Raw genomic sequence first — 15,609 nt, forward strand, 5'->3', positions numbered from 1 at the left:
ACTCCCCGGGTCGCCCTCCGATCGGCGTCGCGTGTGCGGCGGGTCGCACGCACGGAGGCCGCCGATCTGGTGCGGTGTCGATACGATCGACAGGACCAACCGTCGTCGACGTCGCATGCCCAAGGAGGTGAGCACCCGTGGCCGGAGTCCTGCAGCGCTTCGAGAAGCGCCTCGAGGGTGCCGTCACCGGGGCCTTCGCGCGCGCCTTCCGCAGCGCGGTCCAGCCGGTCGAGATCGCCGCCGCCCTGCAGCGCGAGGTCGACCAGAGCGCCACGATCCTCAGCCGCGAGCGCACGCTCGTGCCCAACGACTTCACGGTGGAGCTCTCGCCCGCCGACCACGAGCGCCTCGCTCCCTACGGGGCGACGCTGGCCACCGAGCTGGCCACGCTGCTCAAGGAGCACCTCGCCGAGCAGCACTACACCGCCGCCGGTCCGCTGCACATCGAGTTCGCGCTCGATGAAGCCCTGCACACGGGCCGCTTCACGATCGTCAGTGCGTCGAACGCGTCGGTCACCCCGGTGCGCGGCGAGCCGATCACCGACACGGCGGTGCGCCGCGCCCGCGTCGTCCTCGACATCGGCGGCCTGCGGCACCCGGTGAACCCGCCCGGCATCACGATCGGCCGCGGCTCCTCGGTCGACCTGAAGATCGACGACCCGGGCATCAGCCGCAACCACGCCGAGATCTCGTTCCTGGGCAACGGCGTCGAGGTCCGTGACCTCGGCTCCACGAACGGCGTGATCGTCGACGGCCGCCGCGTCGACGCCGCCTTCCTGCGCAACGGCTCCACCATCCGCCTGGGCAACACGACGATCGCGGTCCAGATCAGCGAGGAGCTCGCGTGAGTGAACTGACCCTCACGCTGATCAAGCTCGGCTTCCTGGCCGTGCTGTGGCTGTTCGTGCTGTCCGCGGTCTCGGTGATCCGCACCGACATCTTCGGCACGAAGGTCCAGACCCCGAAGCCCGCGAAGGGCCAGAAGCAGCAGCCCAAGCCCCAGAAGAAGACGCCGCGCAGCAGCCGACGGATGCGCGGCGCCCCCAACAAGCTCCAGATCGTCGACGGCCCCAACGCCGGCCAGAGCGTCCCCCTGGGCACCGATCCGATCCTGCTCGGTCGCGGCACCGACGCCGCCATCCGCCTCGACGACGACTACGTCTCCACCCGTCACGCCCGCTTCGCCACCAACGGCGAGCAGTGGTTCGTCGAGGACCTCGGCTCCACGAACGGCACCTACATCGGCAGTCAGCGCGTCACCTCGCCGGTGCCCGTCGCGATCGGCACGTCCGTGCGACTGGGCAAGACGATCGTGGAGTTGCGCAAGTAGATGGCGCCGCTGACCTATCGCTACGTAGCGCTGACCGACGTCGGTCTGCGCCGTTCGAACAACCAGGACTCCGGGTACGCCAGCCCGCGCCTGCTGGTCATCGCCGACGGGATGGGCGGCGCCGCCGCCGGCGACCTGGCCTCCTCGGCGGCCCTGGCCGAGATCCGCGACCTCGACCGTGAGCTCGACGACGACGTCGACGGCGATGCCCTCGACGCGATGCGCACGGCGGTCGCCAACGCCAACCACCGGCTGGCCCAGCTGATCGCCGACGACCCGGCCGTCGAGGGCATGGGCACCACGCTCGAGGCGATGCTGTGGGACGGCGAGAAGCTGGCCGTGTCCCACATCGGCGACTCACGGGCCTACCGGCTGCGCCACGGCCGCCTCAGCCAGCTCAGCGTCGACCACACCTTCGTGCAGAGCCTCGTGGAGGAGGGGCGCATCACGCCCGAGGAGGCGCGGGTCCACCCGCACCGCTCGCTGCTGCTGAAGGCGATCCTGGGCCGCGACGACTTCGAGCCCGACTTCACGTGGCTGCAGCCGGCCGCGGGCGACCGCTACCTGCTGTGCAGCGACGGCCTCACGGACATGGTCGACGACGAGACGATCGAGCGGACGATGAAGCTCGAGACGATCGACGCGGCAGCGACCGAGCTGGTGCGGCTCGCCCTCGAGGCCGGCGGCTACGACAACGTCACCGTCGTGCTGGCGGAGTTCGTGCCCGGCGACGAGCCCCTCGACGAGGACTTGGTCTGCGCCGACGGGAAGCCCCAGCTCGTGGGCGCCGCCACCAGCCAGCCCCGCCGTCGCACCGGATCGGTCTCGGCGTCCAACGCACCCGCCGTGCACGTCGCCGGCGCACCCGGTGCGGTCGAGCCCGACCCCGAGGAACTGCGCTACGCCCCCCTCCCGGTGCCGAGACGCCGCTGGGTTCGGTACCTGCTCGCGTCCCTGGTGATCCTCGGGCTGGTCGGTGGCGCGGCCGCCTACGCCTACGACTGGTCGCAGCGCCAGTACTTCGTCGCTCCGTCCGGCGACGTGGTCGCGATCTACCGCGGGGTCGACGTCGACGTACCGGGCCTGAGCCTCAAGACGGTCGACGAGGTCACCCGCATCGAGATCGACACGCTGCCGCCGTACCAGCGCGACCGCGTCGCGGCCGGCATCCCCGCCGCCGACCGCGACGAGGCCCAGCGCATCGTCACCAACCTCAGCATCCAGGTGACCGAGCCGACGCCCACCCCGACGCCGACGCCGACTCCCACGCCGCGCCGCACCCCCGCCACGTCCGCGCCGACGGAGGCACCATGAGTGCCGGCGGCGTCACTCCCGCCTGGATCCCGCGCAAGCGCCGCACCGCCGAGCTGGGGCTGCTGCTGTTGGCGATCGCGATCGGGATCGGGTCGTACGCCGCCGTCGGGCTCGGCTTCGACGGCACGGTTCCCGCTGGCATCTACACCGTGGGTGCCGTCTACGCGGTCGTGGCGCTGGGCGCCCACCTGGCCGTGCGGAGGTTCGCCGGGTACGCCGACCCCGTGCTGCTCCCGCTCGTGGTGGCCCTCAACGGCATCGGCCTGGTGATGATCTACCGGATCGACCTCGGCCTCGAGGCCAACGGCTCCGGGTTCGGTCCGTTCGCCCAGGGCCAGCTGCGCTGGACGATCCTGGGCATCCTGATGTTCGTCGCCGTCCTGGTGCTGATCCGCGACCACCGCCGCCTGCAGCAGTACACGTACACGTTCGGCCTCGCCGCGATCGCGCTGCTCGTGCTCCCGATCCTGCCGATCATCGGCAACGCCAAGCGCGGCGCGCAGATCTGGATCCAGCTCGGCCCCTTCAGCTTCCAGCCCGCGGAGGCGGCCAAGATCGCGCTGGCCATCTTCTTCGCCGGCTACCTCGTCGCCAAGCGCGACGCCCTGGCCCTGGCCGGCCGGCGGTTCCTCGGCATCGACCTGCCCCGCGGCCGCGACCTCGGCCCCATCCTGCTGGGCTGGCTCGTCAGCGTCGGCATCCTGGTGTTCCAGCGCGACCTCGGCTCGTCGCTGCTGTTCTTCGGCCTCTTCGTCGTCATGCTCTACGTGGCCACCGAGCGCCCGGGCTGGCTCGTCGTCGGCGGCGCGCTGTTCGCCGTGGGCGCCTGGTTCGGCTACGCCGCCTTCGGCCACGTGCGCGACCGCTTCGACGCGTGGCTCGACCCGTGGGCCGATCCGGACAAGAACTACCAGATCATCACGGCGCTCTACGGTCTCGCGCACGGCGGCCTGCTCGGCCGCGGCTGGGGCCAGGGCAGCCCCGAGCTGACCCCCTTCGGCTTCTCCGACTTCATCCTGTCGTCCATCGGCGAGGAGCTCGGCCTGGCCGGACTGATGGCCGTGATCATGGTCTACGCCCTCATCGTCGAGCGCGGCCTGCGGATCGCCCTCACGTGCCGTGACGCGTTCGGCAAGCTGCTCGCCGTGGGCCTCTCGGTGTCCTTCGCCCTGCAGGTCTTCGTCGTCGCCGGTGGCGTCATGCGCCTCATCCCGCTGACCGGCCTGACCGCTCCGTTCCTGGCCGCCGGCGGCTCCTCGATCATCATGAACTGGATCATCGTCGCGCTGCTGCTGCGCATCAGCGACCAGACCCGGCGCCCCGCGCCGGAGGTCGCCACGATCAGCGGCGACGACGAGACACAGGTGGTGAAGCTGTCATGAACAAGCCCGTCCGTGCCATGGCCGTCGCGTGCCTGCTGATGTTCCTCGCCCTGCTGCTGAACGCCAACTACGTGCAGTTCGTCCAGGCCAAGGACCTGAACGAGAAGGAGGGCAACCGGCGCGTCATCGACGAGCAGTTCAGCCGCGAGCGCGGCGCGATCATCGTCGACGGCGAGCCCATCGCCCAGTCCGTGCCCGTCAAGGACAAGTGGCAGTTCCAGCGCAAGTACACCCAGCCCGAGCTCTACGCGCCGGTCACCGGCTACTTCTCCTACATCTACGGCCGCGACGGCATCGAGCAGTCGTACAACGACATCCTCTCCGGCAGCGACGACCGGCTCTTCGTGAACCGCGTCATCGACGTCATCTCCAACGACCAGCCCCAGGGCGGCAGCGTGGAGCTCACGCTCGACCCCGCCGCGCAGAAGGCCGCGTTCGAAGGGCTGGCCGACCTCGGCGAGAAGACCCGCGGCGCCGTGGTGGCGCTGGATCCGCAGTCCGGCGACATCCTGGCCATGGTCAGCCAGCCGACCTACAACCCGAACCAGCTCGCGAGCCACGACCTGGACGCCGTCACGTCGGCGATGCGCAAGCTCGAGGGCGACGAGAACGACCCGCTGATCAACCGCGGCGCCCAGACCACGCTGCCGCCGGGATCGACGTTCAAGGCCGTCACGGCCGCCGCCGGCATCGAGGACCTCGGGCTCGAGGCCGACGACGACGTGCGCGGCGGCGCCACGCTGAGCTTCCCCGGCATCGACTACCAGCTGACCAACCAGGGCGGCAGCAACTGCGGCGGCAACCCGATCAGCTTCGAGCGGGCCCTCGAGGTCTCCTGCAACGTCTCCTTCGGCTGGATGGCCGGCAAGGTCGGGCAGGACAAGCTCTCCGCCCAGGCCACCAAGTTCGGCTTCGGCGAGCGCCCCCTCGACGACCTCGCGTCCGCCGCCAGCCGGTTCACGGCCGACCCCGACACCGAGCTCGAGCCGCCCCAGTTGGCGCAGTCGGGCATCGGTCAGTACGAGGTGGCCGCCACGCCGCTGCAGATGGCGATGGTCGCCGGGACGATCGCGAACGACGGCGTCCTGATGAAGCCCCGCATCGTGCGCACCGTCCGCGCGCCCAACCTCTCGATCCTCGAGCAACCCGAGCCGCAGGAGCTGGAGCGGGCCATGTCGGCCGGCGACGCCCGCGAGCTGAACGACATGATGGTCTCGGTCGTCGAGGACGGCACGGGCGCCCCTGCCGCGATCCCCGGCGTGGATGTCGGCGGCAAGACCGGCACGGCCGAGTCGGCGCCCGATCGCCCGCCCTACGCCTGGTTCATCAGCTACGCACCGGCCACCGACCCCCAGGTGGCGGTCGCCGTGCTGGTCGAGTCCGCACAGAACACCAACGACATCGGCGGTGGCCGCCTCGGCGGCCCCATCGCCCGCTCCGTGATGGAAGCGGTGCTCCGATGAACCTCATCCACCCTTTGGGAGACTGGACACCATGACCGAGAGTGACGCGAACATGAGCCCGCTCGGCGACCGCTACCAGGTCGGCGAGCTGGTCGGACGTGGCGGCATGGCCGACGTCCGGGCCGGCCACGACATGCGACTCGGTCGCCCGGTCGCCATCAAGCTGCTCCGCGCCGACCTGGCCGCCGACGAGACGTTCCAGGAGCGCTTCCGCCGCGAGGCCCAGTCGGCGGCGTCGCTGAACCACCCGTCGATCGTGGCCGTCTACGACACCGGCGAGGCCACCGATCCCACCGGTGCCACCGTGCCGTACATCGTCATGGAGCTCGTCGAGGGACGCACGCTGCGCGACGTCCTGCGCGACGGTCGCAAGATCCTGCCCGAGCGCGCCCTGTCGATCACCGCCGACATCCTCGCCGCGCTGGACTACAGCCACCGCGCCGGCATCATCCACCGCGACATCAAGCCGGCCAACGTCATGCTCACGCCCGAGGGCAAGGTCAAGGTGATGGACTTCGGCATCGCCCGGGCGATCGCCGACACCTCCAGCGCCATGACCCAGACGGCGGCGGTCATCGGCACGGCGCAGTACCTCTCGCCCGAGCAGGCGCGCGGCGAGACGGTCGACGCCCGCAGCGACATCTACTCCACCGGCTGCGTGCTCTACGAGCTGCTCACGGGCCGCCCGCCGTTCGTCGGCGACAGCCCCGTCTCGGTGGCGTACCAGCACGTGCGCGAGGAGGCCCGGCCCCCGTCGCAGCTCAACCCCGACGTCTCGGTCGAGGTCGACAACGTCGTCGCCAAGGCCCTGGCCAAGCGCGTCGACGACCGGTACTCCAGCGCGGGCGACATGCGCAAGGACATCGAGCGGGTGCTCGCCGGTGGATCCGTCGACGCCCCGACGCAGGCCGTCGCCGCCGTGCCGGGCGCCACCGCGGTCGCTCCGGCGGCCGCCGCGGTCCTGCCGCTGGACGAGGAGGAGGAGAAGAAGGGCTCGGGCAAGTGGTGGGCGCTGGCCCTCGTGCTGCTGGCGATCGCCGCGGCCATCGGCATCGCCCTCATGCTCAACGACCGTGATCCCGAGGTGAACACCCCGACGGTCGACGTGCCTCGCGTCGAGGGACTCGACGTCCCCACGGCCACGAACCGGCTGGAGTCGCAGAACCTCGTGGTCGGGGAGACCACCGAGCAGACCAGCGCCGACATCCCCGAGGGCCAGGTCATCACGACCGATCCCGAGGCCGGCACCACGGTCGACGAGGGCACCGCGATCAATCTCGTCGTCAGCTCGGGTCCCGAGCTGGTCGACATCCCGAACCTCACGAGCTACTCGTACGACGAGGCCAAGGACCTGCTCGAGGGCGACCGCTACGGGCTGAACGTCAAGCGGCAGAACACCGACAGCAGCGAGCCGAAGGGTCGCGTCCTCAACAGCAACCCGCCTCCGGGCACCGAGGTCGAGCGCGGCAGCACGGTCACGCTGATCGTGTCCCGCGGCCAGGTCGACGTGCCGAACGTGGTGGGTCAGTCGGTCGACGCCGCCACGAAGACGCTCGAGGACGCCGGCTTGAAGGTCTCGGTCCAGAACGATCCCGCCGGCACCGCGCCCGACGGCACCGTCACCGAGCAGAGCCGCGAGCCCGGATCGATGGTGTCTCCGGGCACCACGATCACCATCACGGTGTCGCGCCCGCCGGCTCCCACCACGGAGCCCACGCCGGACCCGAACGCCCCGCCGACGGTCGTTCCTACGCCGTAGCTCAGTCCACGACGGTGGCGTGGCGCATCGCCACGCTGCCGCCGTGGGCGGGCGCCTTCACCACGTCGACGTCGCGCTGCTCCAGCCCGAGGCCGTACCGGCTCGCGTACTGCGTGTACGTCATGACCTCGGGTGAGGAGGTCATCGCCCCGCGCAGCCGGCTGCGATCGCCGATCGCCTCGATCACGTAGGGCGGCGAGTAGGGCACGCCGTCGAGCACGACCGTGTTGCCGACGCACTTGATCCCCGTCGTGGTGATCAGGCGCTGACCCTGCAGCGTGACGGCCTCGGCACCACCGGCCCACAGGGCGTTGACGAACGCCTGGATGTCCTGCTGGTGCACCACCAGGAGGTTCGGGTCCAGGCCCGGGATGTCCACCGAGCGGGGGGCGTCCTCCAGGGAGATCCGCACCCCCGGCCCCTCCACGGGGGTGAGCCCCGCGGGGTCGGAGAGCCGGGAGACCCGGCGGGCCTCGCGGCGCAGGTCGGCGTCGTCGACCCCCCGCGTGAGCGCGTCGACCTCGCGCTGGAGCTCGACCGCCTCGCGCCGACGGTTCTCGACCTCGTGCGCACGGTCGCTCAGCACGGAGCTGAGGTCGCCACCGGCGGGTCGCAGGTCGGAGCCGTTGGAGGTGACCGCCGCGGCGACCACGACCACGCCGCAGGCGCAGGCGACCGTCAGGGCGAGCAGGCTCCACCTGCTGACGGCCCTGATCTTCCCCTGGTCGCGTGGCGTTCCCGGCACGACGACTACGCTAGCGGAGTACGACACACCGCGGCCGTGCCAAGCCGCCAGACCGGGAGATGCTCGTGTTCAACAGGTTCAAGCGCAAGTCCGTGAACGACAACGGTCCCAAGCCCGTGCGCATCGGCAACCGGTGGGCGGCTCCGTTGATGGTCGCGTGCGCGGTCATCGGCCTGGCGTGGATCGTGGTCTTCTACACGATCAGCAACACCGACGTGACGATTCCGCTCTACAGCGACCTCGGCGGATGGAACCTGGCGATCGGCATGGGCTTCATCCTGGCGGCCTTCGGGTTCGCCATGAAGTGGGAGTGAATCACACGCCTGTCATGCCCCACAGGTTGTGCACACCCCTGTGGACAACTCAGGTCCAGGTCAGGGGAGCCAGGGCGCGAGCGCGCCCATGATCTCGTCCGTGCGCCACACGACCGCGGCCGCGAACACCGCCCACAGCGCCACGAACGTGACGACCTGGATCAGGGTCCTGCGCTCGCGGGGCGCGTAGGCGAACATCAGCCCGAGCAGCACGCCGGTGACGAATCCGCCGAGGTGACCCTGCCAGCTGATGCCCTCCTGCAGGCTGATGAAGCCGTTGATCGCCAGCAGGATCACCATGCCGGTGATGTTCTGGCGCGTGCGGGTGAGGAACACCAGCGCGAGCCCGAAGAGGCCGAAGACGGCGCCCGACGCACCGATTGTGGGCGTGAGGGGGTCCTCGAGCAGGTAGACCAGCACCGATGACCCGATCGCCAGGGTCAGGTAGGTGATGACGTAACGCACCCGCCCGAGCGTCTGCTCGACGAAGGGTCCGAACAGGTACAGCGCGTACATGTTGAACGCCAGGTGCAGCCAGCCGCCGTGCAGGAACGCCGCCGTGAGCAGCCGCCAGTACTGGCCGTCGGCCACCTCGATGCCGCTGAGCCAGCCCCACCGGAAGAACTCGCTGTTGCTCGGGTTGCGCACGCCGCCCGTGGCCACGACCACCACCTGCGCGACCACGTTGATCGCGATGATCGCCATCGTGATCGCGGCGGCGTTCGTGGAGATCGCCCCGCCCGCGAGGGTGCGCGGCTGACGCACCGCGGCCTGGCCCTTCTGCACGCACTCGGGGCACTGGAAGCCCACGCTGGCCTCGCGCATGTCCTCAGGACAGATGTAGCGCGAGCAGCGCTGGCACTGGATGAACGCAGGTCGACCCGGGTGGCGGTAGCAGGTCTGGCCGGCGCCCTGTTCGGTCACTTCTCGATGGTCACGGATTCGATCACGACGGGCTCCGCCGGGCGGTCGAACCGATCGGTCTCGACGGCGGCGATCGCGTCGATCACGGCCCGGCTGTCGGCGTCCTTGACCTCACCGAAGATCGAGTGCTTGCGGTTCAGCCACTCGGTCTTGGCGACGGTGACGAAGAACTGGGAGCCGTTCGTGCCGGCGCCGTTGGCCTTGGTGCCCGCGTTGGCCATGGCCAGCAGGTAGGGGCGGTCGAACTGGAGCTCGGGGTGGAACTCGTCGTCGAACTCGTAGCCGGGGCCACCGCGTCCGTCGCCGAGCGGGTCGCCGCCCTGGAGCATGAAGTTGGGGATGATCCGGTGGAACGTGAGGCCGTCGTAGAAGGGCTTCGTCGACACCGAACCGGTGGCGGGGTCGACCCATTCCTTGGTGCCCTCGGCCAAGCCGACGAAGTTCGCCACGGTCTTGGGGGCCTGGTGGTCGAACAGCTCGATCTTGATGTCTCCACGATTCGTGTGGAGCGTTGCGATGGTGGGCACTTCACGTCCTTTCAAGGGTTGCTTCCATCCTTGCACGAGCGGTCGAGCGCGGGCCGCTAGCGTGGGGGCATGTCGAGACTGGTGTTGCTCCTGATCGCCGCTGCGGCTGCCGTCGCGGTCTTCCGCAAGGCCACCGCTGACCGCGGTGGCTCCTACGATCCGAGGGACGATCGGTGACCGTCGACCTCCGCACCGAGGGCGGGGTGACGACGCTCACGTTCGCTTCCGGGCCGGTCAACCTGTACTCGTTGGAGCTCCATGACGAGTTCGACGCGGCGCTCGAGCGGGTCGAGGCCGACCCGCCGCGCGTGCTCGTGGTGCGCGCCGAGGGCAAGATCGTCTCCGGCGGCGTCGACGTGGCCCAGTTCCATGCGCGGAAGTCCAAGGTCGAGACCCGCGAGCTCTACGACCGGATGCTGGAGCTGCCCGAGCGCTTCGCGGCCCTGGACGTCCCGACGGTCTTCGTCGCCCACGGGCTGACCCTCACGTGGGCGTTCGAGGTGGCGCTGGCCTGCGACGTGCTGCTGGCGTCGGAGAAGGCGAAGTTCGGCCTCGTCGAGCGCGTCATCGGCCTCACGCCCACGATGGGCGGCACCCAGCGCCTCGCCGGGCGGGCCGGGGTGGCCCGCGCCAAGGAGTTCGTCTTCACCGGGACGCCGTACGACGCGGCCACCCTCGAGCGCTGGAACGTCGTCAATCGTGTCTTCGCCCCTGACGACCTCGACGCCGGCGTCGCCGCCTTCGCCGCCGACCTCGCCGCCGGCCCCACCCGCGCGTTTGGCGCCGCCAAGCAGATCCTGCGCGAGTTCGAGACCGGTGGCGTCCCCGGCTCCGTCGCCCGCACCACCGAGATCGCCGCCGAGCTCTTCGACACCGAGGACCTCCAGCACGGCATGGCGTCCTTCCTCGCCGACGGGCCCGGGAACGCCACGTTCGTCGGGCGCTGACAGTTCGCGGAGAACACGGCGATGGTCAAGGTCGCTTGACAGTCAAGTGACCTTGACCTTACGGTCGTCACGGCGCCGCGTGGCGCCGGGACGAGGGGAACGGCATGTCGTTGGAGACGCAGCAGCGCAGCTACTGGGGGCGGGCGCGGTTCGGCGGGGGCACGGGGGTGCTGCTCGCGTCGTGCGTGGGGATCGCGTTGGCCGTGTCGGGGGCGATGGCGGCCTACGCGCTCACGGGCCTCGAGGGAACGCGGCAGGACGTGGTGCTGGTGTTCGCCTCCCTGGCGCTGCCGTCGGTGTTCGCGCTGGCCTGGGTCGCGCTGGTCGACCAGGCGTCGTTGCGCGACGCGGTGGACCGCCCCGAGGAGACGATCGAGGTCCAGTGGGTCCGGCGTGCCCAGAGTGGGGCGTTCACCGACCTGCTGCTGCTCCTGGGCGTCACCCTGGTCGTCGGCGTCTTCGTCGACCTCGACGTGTCGGCGCACGTCGCGCTCACCGTGGTCATCGCGTTCGCGATGGCCGACGCAGGCCTGCGGATGCTGTGGCTCAAGCGCCGGGACGGCTGATGGACAACCACGTCGTGCGCGTACGGGAGGAGCGCGGCTGGTCGCAGAAGCGGCTCGCCGACGAGCTCGGGGTGTCGCGCCAGACGGTGATCTCGATCGAGAAGGGGCGCTACGACCCGTCGCTGCCGCTCGCGTTCAGACTCGCTGCGGTGTTCGAGTGCCGGATCGAGGACCTGTTCGTCCCCGGCTCCGACGAGGCCTAGCGCCTCAGACGGAGGCGGTCTGGCGGCCGGCGTGCACGCGGTGCGTGGTGCGGCGCTCGGACCAGAACGACACCAGCGGGATGCAGGCCAGAACGATGACGCTGAGCATGTAGCCCCAGGACCACTTCTCGCGCAGCGTGAGGCGGGCGACCAGAACGATCAGCACCATGAAGAGGAAGCCGTGCAGCTGATCGATGACCAGGAAGGCGTCCTGGTTGCGGTTCCACCACGAGCCCGCGTCGGTGGCGTACTTGCCGATGAAGCCGGCCATCACGATCAGCAGGTTGAGGCCCACGATGGTCGCCATGACCTGGTAAGCGCGCAGGAGTCGGTCGTTCACCGCCCCAGATTACCGATCGCGGCCAAGCACCATCTCGCGGGCCATCCGCCACCACATGAACAGCGCGAAGGCGGCGAAGACCCACCATTGCAGGCCGTATCCGAGGTTCCGGCCGCCGGCGGTCCAGGACACGTCGGACTCGGGCACGTCGGCGACCTCGAGCCCGCCGGCCACTGCGGCGTCGGTGGAGATCGCGAACCCCGACCACAGGTCGGCATACCCGAGCTCGTTCAGCAGCGTGGGGATCCGCACCGAGCCGATCGTGCGCGCGGTGGCGTCCCAGCCCGCGGCGGACTCCTCACCGGGCTGCAGCACGGCCTCGAAGGAGACCTCGCCGGCCGGCACCTCGGGGAAGGTGGCTGCGGGGCGAGGGGCCCAGCCCCGCACCACCATCAGCTGCGCGTCGTCGACCGTGACCGGGGCGAGCAGCCAGACGCCGTCCTCACCGTCGTGCTCTCGCCCGGTGACCCACAGCTGCTCCTCCGCGGGACGGAAGGTGCCGGTGACGGTGACCGGGCGCTGGTCCTGGTCGGTGGTGAAGATGTCGGTCGGGCTCCACACCGACTCGAGGGCGACGGCGCCGGTGCTGCCCTGCTCGGCGCGCTCGTCCTCCTGGCGCTGGTCGTACGCGCCGAGCTGCCACGTGCCCATGAACAGGCAGAAGCCGATCGCCGCGATCGCGAACAGGTGCAGGCCGAGGACGGCCGGGCGGAACCACGCACCCACCCCCGGCCGGTCGTTCACGAGGTGAACGGCTTGATGCCGGGGTACAGCGGGAAGCGCTCGGCCAGCACGGCCGTGCGCTTGCGCAGGCCGTCGATGTCGACCTCGCCGGGCTGCAGAGCCGCCGCGATGATCTCGGCGACCTCGGTGAACTCCTCGGCGCCGAAGCCACGCGTGGCCAGGGCCGGCGTGCCGATGCGCAGACCGGACGTGACCATCGGCGGACGCGGGTCGTTCGGGACCGCGTTGCGGTTCACGGTGATGCCGACCTCGTGGAGCCGGTCCTCGGCCTGCTGGCCGTCGAGCTCGGAGTTGCGCAGGTCGACGAGCACCAGGTGCACGTCGGTGCCGCCGCTGAGGACCTGGACGCCCGCGGCCACCGCGTCGGCGGCGAGCAGCCGGTCGGCGAGGATGCGCGCACCCTCGATCGTGCGCTGCTGACGCTCGGCGAACTCGGGCTGCAGGGCCATCTTGAAGGCCACCGCCTTGGCGGCGATGACGTGCTCGAGGGGTCCGCCCTGCTGGCCCGGGAACACCGCCGAGCGCATCTTCTTGGCGATCGTCTCGTCGTTGGTGAGGATCGCGCCGCCACGCGGGCCGCCGAGGGTCTTGTGCGTCGTGGTGGTGACGATGTGCGCGTGCGGGAGCGGGCTCGGGTGCAGGCCCGCGGCCACCAGGCCGGCGAAGTGGGCCATGTCGACCCACAGGATCGCGTCGACCTCGTCGGCGATCGCGCGGAACGCGGCGAAGTCGAGCTGGCGCGGGTACGCCGACCAGCCGGCGATGATCACGCGGGGACGGTGCTCGATCGCGAGCGAGCGCACCTCGTCCATGTCGACCAGGCCGGTCTCGGGGACGACGTGGTAGGCGATCGGGTTGTACAGACGGCCCGAGAAGTTGAGCTTCATGCCGTGCGTGAGGTGACCGCCGTTGGCCAGGTCGAGGCCCAGGATCGTGTCGCCGGCGGTGGCGATCGCGTGCAGCGCGGCCGCGTTCGCCGAGGCGCCCGAGTGGGGCTGCACGTTGGCGTACTCGGCGTCGAAGAGCTGCTTGAGCCGGTCGATGGCCAGCTGCTCGACCTGGTCGACGAACTCGCAACCGCCGTAGTAGCGCTTGCCGGGGTAGCCCTCGGCGTACTTGTTCGTGAGCACGCTGCCCTGCGCCTCGAGGGCTGCGACGGGAGCGAAGTTCTCCGAAGCGATCATTTCGAGCGTCGTCTGCTGGCGGCCCAGCTCGGCGTCGAGGAGCGCGGCGATGTCGGGATCGAAATCGGCGAGATGCTGGTCGTGGCTCATGGTCCGAGGATATCGCCCGCTCCGCACGCCCAGATCCGCGCGCCCCCTCCGGGCGTAACCAAAACGCAACCTCGCTGCGGATGGCCCCCACCGCGCGACGGGAGTAGCGTCACAGCGAGTGTCCGGATGGTGGACACCGAAGGGGAGGAACACATGAACTCGATGCGGCGACGCGTCACCACTGTGGCGACCGCGGCCCTGGCCGGATCCGTCCTGGCAGCGTGCGGGGCAGGACAGAACAACGACGACGACAGCGACGCCAGCCTGATCGTGGGCACCACCGACAAGGTGGTCTCGATCGATCCGGCCGGCTCGTACGACAACGGCTCGATGGCGGTGCAGACGCAGGTCTACCAGTACCTCCTCAACTTTCCCGCGGGCAGCACCGAGCTGACCCCGGACGCGGCCGAGAAGTGCGACTTCGAGGAGCCCACGGTCTACGTGTGCACCATGAAGTCCGGCCTCAAGTTCGGGAACGGCAACGAGCTGACCGCCTCGGACGTGGCCTTCTCGTTCCAGCGCATCGTCGACATCAACGACCCCAACGGTCCGGCCTCGCTGCTCGGCGCCATGAAGAAGGTCGAGGCCCGCGACGACACGACGGTGGCATTCACGCTCGCCGCGCCGAACGACCAGACCTTCGCGCAGGTCCTCGTGACCTCTGCCGGCCCGATCGTCGACGAGGAGACCTACCCCGCCGACAAGCTGCTCGACGACGACGCGGCGGTCGAGGCCAACGCCTTCTCCGGCCCGTACACGATCGGCGAGTACAAGAAGAACGAGCTGGCCGAGTTCAAGGTCAACCCCGACTACGACGGCACCTACGGCGAGCCGAAGTCGGACGTGACGATGCGCTACTACGCCGACTCGAACAACCTCAAGCTCGACGTGGAGAAGGGCGACATCGACGTCGCCTACCGCTCGCTGACCCCGACGGACATCGACAGCCTGAAGAAGTCCGACGACGTCACGGTCCACACCGGCCCCGGTGGCGAGCTGCGCTACATCGTGTTCAACCTCAAGACGATGCCCGGCGACGACGACGCGCAGAAGCAGGCCGTCCGCCAAGCCACCGCGTACCTGGTGAACCGCGACGAGATCTCCTCCGAGGTCTACAAGGGCACCTACACGCCGGCCTACTCGGCCGTCCCCGAGGGCCAGGTCGGCGCGACCGAGGCGTTCAAGGACAAGTACGGCGACGCGCCCGACCCGGCCGCCGCGAAGAAGGTCCTCGACGACGCCGGCGTCTCGACGCCCGTCGAGCTGAACCTGCAGTGGAACCCCGACCACTACGGCGGCAGCTCCGACCATGAGTACCAGGCCGTCAAGCGCCAGCTCGAGGAAGGCGGGCTCTTCACCGTCAACCTGCAGTCGACGGAGTGGAACACCTACTCCGAGGAGCGCGTGAAGGACGCCTACCCGGCGTTCCAGCTGGGCTGGTTCCCGGACTTCCCGGACCCCGACAACTACCTGACGCCGTTCTTCGCGCCGAACAACTTCCTCCAGTCGCACTATGAGGACGACGCGATGACGAAGCTGCTCGACGAGCAGAGGGTCGACGCCGACGCCGCCTCGCGCGAGGCCAAGCTCGCCGAGGCGCAGGAGATGGTGGCCGACCAGGTGCCGATCCTGCCGCTGCTGACCGGCGCGCAGGTCGCGGTGGCCGGCAAGGACGTGCAGGGCGTGAGCGACACGCTGGACCCGTCGTTCAAGTTCCGGTTCGCGTCGCTGTCGAAGTAACGGACACCCGGGACCGGGGTCCCGGCACGCACTGCGC

The 15,609-nt window shown here is 70.1% G+C and carries 17 protein-coding genes; 11 read left to right on the plus strand and 6 right to left on the minus strand.

From position 1 onward, the window contains the following. Window positions 1-137: 137 nt before the first annotated feature. The 6 genes from B5D60_RS07520 to pknB are packed head-to-tail and all read left to right on the plus strand — an operon-like array spanning window position 138 to window position 7,248. Window positions 138-848: an FhaA domain-containing protein gene (locus B5D60_RS07520; RefSeq protein WP_078699580.1), complete on the plus strand. Its 711-nt coding sequence runs from the start codon at window positions 138-140 to the stop codon at window positions 846-848. Beyond that, window positions 845-1,330, plus strand: coding sequence for an FHA domain-containing protein FhaB/FipA (locus tag B5D60_RS07525; protein ID WP_078699581.1), 486 nt, complete (start codon window positions 845-847; stop codon window positions 1,328-1,330). Before B5D60_RS07520 ends, B5D60_RS07525 begins: the two co-directional genes overlap by 4 nt. Then, window positions 1,331-2,644: a PP2C family protein-serine/threonine phosphatase gene (locus B5D60_RS07530; protein WP_078699582.1), complete on the plus strand. Its 1,314-nt coding sequence runs from the start codon at window positions 1,331-1,333 to the stop codon at window positions 2,642-2,644. Next, window positions 2,641-4,026 (plus strand): FtsW/RodA/SpoVE family cell cycle protein, encoded by a 1,386-nt coding sequence (locus tag B5D60_RS07535; protein ID WP_078699583.1) that lies wholly within the window; start codon window positions 2,641-2,643, stop codon window positions 4,024-4,026. Before B5D60_RS07530 ends, B5D60_RS07535 begins: the two co-directional genes overlap by 4 nt. Further along, window positions 4,023-5,489: a peptidoglycan D,D-transpeptidase FtsI family protein gene (locus B5D60_RS07540; protein ID WP_078699584.1), complete on the plus strand. Its 1,467-nt coding sequence runs from the start codon at window positions 4,023-4,025 to the stop codon at window positions 5,487-5,489. The genes B5D60_RS07535 and B5D60_RS07540 overlap by 4 nt, the downstream gene beginning before the upstream one ends. Before the next feature lie 31 nt (window positions 5,490-5,520). Then, window positions 5,521-7,248 (plus strand): Stk1 family PASTA domain-containing Ser/Thr kinase, encoded by a 1,728-nt coding sequence (gene pknB, locus B5D60_RS07545; RefSeq protein WP_078699585.1) that lies wholly within the window; start codon window positions 5,521-5,523, stop codon window positions 7,246-7,248. Window position 7,249: 1 nt separating this feature from the next. Here pknB and B5D60_RS07550 read toward each other — a convergent pair whose 3' ends face one another. Further along, on the minus strand, window positions 7,250-7,993 hold the full coding sequence (locus tag B5D60_RS07550; RefSeq protein ID WP_172806290.1) for a DUF881 domain-containing protein: 744 nt from the start codon (window positions 7,991-7,993) through the stop codon (window positions 7,250-7,252). Window positions 7,994-8,058: 65 nt separating this feature from the next. Here B5D60_RS07550 and B5D60_RS07555 point away from each other — a divergent pair, with 65 nt between their 5' ends. Beyond that, window positions 8,059-8,307 (plus strand): cell division protein CrgA, encoded by a 249-nt coding sequence (locus B5D60_RS07555; protein WP_197684423.1) that lies wholly within the window; start codon window positions 8,059-8,061, stop codon window positions 8,305-8,307. Window positions 8,308-8,367: 60 nt separating this feature from the next. On the opposite strand, the gene B5D60_RS07560 is transcribed toward B5D60_RS07555, so the two are convergent. Both B5D60_RS07560 and B5D60_RS07565 read right to left on the minus strand, forming a co-directional pair. After that, complete coding sequence (locus B5D60_RS07560) at window positions 8,368-9,231, minus strand: rhomboid family intramembrane serine protease (RefSeq protein ID WP_078699588.1); 864 nt, start codon at window positions 9,229-9,231, stop codon at window positions 8,368-8,370. Then, window positions 9,228-9,758 (minus strand): peptidylprolyl isomerase, encoded by a 531-nt coding sequence (locus tag B5D60_RS07565; RefSeq protein ID WP_197684424.1) that lies wholly within the window; start codon window positions 9,756-9,758, stop codon window positions 9,228-9,230. The genes B5D60_RS07560 and B5D60_RS07565 overlap by 4 nt, the downstream gene beginning before the upstream one ends. A 173-nt stretch (window positions 9,759-9,931) precedes the next feature. Here B5D60_RS07565 and B5D60_RS07570 point away from each other — a divergent pair, with 173 nt between their 5' ends. From B5D60_RS07570 to B5D60_RS07580, 3 genes are all read left to right on the plus strand, one after another. Further along, window positions 9,932-10,705 carry an enoyl-CoA hydratase/isomerase family protein gene (locus B5D60_RS07570; protein ID WP_078699590.1) on the plus strand — a complete coding sequence of 258 codons (774 nt, stop codon included), beginning with the start codon at window positions 9,932-9,934 and terminating at the stop codon, window positions 10,703-10,705. Between the two features lie 104 nt (window positions 10,706-10,809). Beyond that, window positions 10,810-11,271 carry a hypothetical protein gene (locus B5D60_RS07575; protein WP_078699591.1) on the plus strand — a complete coding sequence of 154 codons (462 nt, stop codon included), beginning with the start codon at window positions 10,810-10,812 and terminating at the stop codon, window positions 11,269-11,271. After that, window positions 11,271-11,474 (plus strand): helix-turn-helix transcriptional regulator, encoded by a 204-nt coding sequence (locus tag B5D60_RS07580; RefSeq protein ID WP_078699592.1) that lies wholly within the window; start codon window positions 11,271-11,273, stop codon window positions 11,472-11,474. The genes B5D60_RS07575 and B5D60_RS07580 overlap by 1 nt, the downstream gene beginning before the upstream one ends. Before the next feature lie 4 nt (window positions 11,475-11,478). On the opposite strand, the gene B5D60_RS07585 is transcribed toward B5D60_RS07580, so the two are convergent. From B5D60_RS07585 to glyA, 3 genes are read right to left on the minus strand one after another with little or no spacing between them, the layout of a single operon-like run. Continuing rightward, window positions 11,479-11,814: a DUF3817 domain-containing protein gene (locus B5D60_RS07585; RefSeq protein WP_078699593.1), complete on the minus strand. Its 336-nt coding sequence runs from the start codon at window positions 11,812-11,814 to the stop codon at window positions 11,479-11,481. 9 nt (window positions 11,815-11,823) lie between these two features. Further along, window positions 11,824-12,558 (minus strand): SURF1 family protein, encoded by a 735-nt coding sequence (locus B5D60_RS07590; protein ID WP_153302907.1) that lies wholly within the window; start codon window positions 12,556-12,558, stop codon window positions 11,824-11,826. Further along, entirely contained in the window at window positions 12,555-13,832 is a 1,278-nt protein-coding gene (gene glyA, locus B5D60_RS07595; RefSeq protein WP_078699595.1) for a serine hydroxymethyltransferase, read from the minus strand. Before glyA ends, B5D60_RS07590 begins: the two co-directional genes overlap by 4 nt. A 153-nt stretch (window positions 13,833-13,985) precedes the next feature. Between glyA and B5D60_RS07600 the strand changes: the two genes are divergently transcribed. Beyond that, window positions 13,986-15,572 carry an ABC transporter substrate-binding protein gene (locus B5D60_RS07600; protein WP_078699596.1) on the plus strand — a complete coding sequence of 529 codons (1,587 nt, stop codon included), beginning with the start codon at window positions 13,986-13,988 and terminating at the stop codon, window positions 15,570-15,572. Window positions 15,573-15,609: the final 37 nt, after the last annotated feature.

The sequence above is a fragment of the Aeromicrobium choanae genome, from assembly GCF_900167475.1.
In the GTDB taxonomy this organism is placed as follows: domain Bacteria; phylum Actinomycetota; class Actinomycetes; order Propionibacteriales; family Nocardioidaceae; genus Aeromicrobium; species Aeromicrobium choanae.